1 protein-coding gene is annotated in these 1,551 nt (G+C 45.2%); it reads right to left on the bottom strand.

Annotation, left to right across the window (positions count from 1 at the left end; translation table 11 throughout):
- Positions 1 to 79: 79 nt before the first annotated feature.
- A partial coding sequence (gene istA / locus BQ9856_RS00045; RefSeq protein WP_139348619.1) for an IS21 family transposase occupies positions 80 to 1,551 on the bottom strand: 1,472 nt, incomplete at its 5' end.

Below are 1,551 nucleotides of genomic sequence, written 5' to 3'. Positions count from 1 at the left end.
TGGTTACGGAAAGCATCTGACATAGCTGTCAGCCGCATTTCAATTAATTTATCAATCGTACTTTGGTTTGTCATGGTACTTACCTCCTGTAATAGTCTGCACCTCTTGTGAGGGCATGTTTATTCTGTGTGATTTCTGATGTATGAGTAACATTAGATTCTTGTATGAGCTTGTCCTGTCCAGCTGCAAGGATGTTTTTAATGCTCTTGTAGCTTGGCGTGGCTGTATAGCTGAGAGCCTTTTTACAGGCACTTTCCAACCGGTCGACAGAATACTTGTCTGCCAGCTTCAGAAGTCCCATACAGCTTCGGTAGGACTGTTGCTCCACACGTTGGGAGTTAAGGATTGCATGAACCACAGTGCACGTATTGACACCAATTCGCTCTGCCCACTTACGGAAGCGATCGCCATTCCATTCCAGATATTCCTGATGGTCTTTTGGCATATGTTCCGTAATTGTGCTGTATTGTCCCTTGCGGCCATGGAGCCGTCGATGGGAGGCAATGCGGTTGTGGTTGTAAAAAACTTCGATCGTTTTATCTGTAACCCGGACATCAATCTTGCGTTTAATGTATTCATATGGAACCGAGTATAGCATTCCATCGTAAGATATGTGATAATTGAATTGAACGGTGGCTTGTTTCCATTCCGCCAGTTCATACGGGGTAGCAGGTAAAGGTGCCAGCAATGGCAGTTCTTCGTCGTGGAAGAGTTCATACCGGCTACCCTCCTTCTTTTGGAATGGCCGATGGCTGAATGCTTCCAACTTTTCTCGAATGGCACAGTTTAATTCTGGCAAAGAGAAGAACTGCTCATCGCGTAATGCTGCAGTAATCCAGGTAGAGATATTCCCTACGGATCCTTCAGCATTTGGTTTATCTTTGGGTGCCCTTACCCGGGCAGGGATGACAGCTGTACCATAGTGTTCCGCCATCTCATGATAAACAGTATTAACACGTTGGTCGTACCAGTTTTTGTTATGAATCACTGCAGTCTTGCAGTTATCTGGTACAAGAATTCTGGCAACACCTCCAAAGTATTCGTACATGTGGATGTGTGCAGTAATCCAGGCAGTCTGTTTCTCATTGATGAATGCTTCAACATATGGATACTGACTGTAAGTCATGACACCAACAAACAGGAAAGCATCTATAATCTCTCCTGTATCAGGGTCAATGATGCGGGCCGAATCCCCAGCCCAGTCAACTTCAACCTGTTCTCCAGGTTTTCTGCTGATATGCATGGTTGCCCGGCGTTTCTGTTCATCCTGTTGGATGTGGTAACAGAATTGAGAATACATAAGTGGAACATCGCCAGAAAGTCGGCAGTCCTCCAGGTATTCTGTCCACAAAAGCTTTTTGTTGACTCCATTACGGAGCAGCTCTTTGCGTATGTGGTCATAGTCTGGCATTCGCTTCTTCGAAGTATCAGCTGTTTTCTTTGTATCTGGAAAAAGCTGATTTGCCAAGACGTCGTCAGTCAGGTTCTCTGAAAGCGGCCATTCAAGGTGTTTTTCTCTGGCTGCTTTGAGAACCTTGTTGACAGTTTTCT

This window comes from Clostridium sp. Marseille-P2415 (assembly GCF_900155545.1).
Classification (GTDB): Bacteria; Bacillota; Clostridia; order Lachnospirales; family Lachnospiraceae; genus Lacrimispora.
Note: the sequence above shows the minus strand (reverse complement) of the source record. Positions and strands in the feature narration are given on the sequence as shown.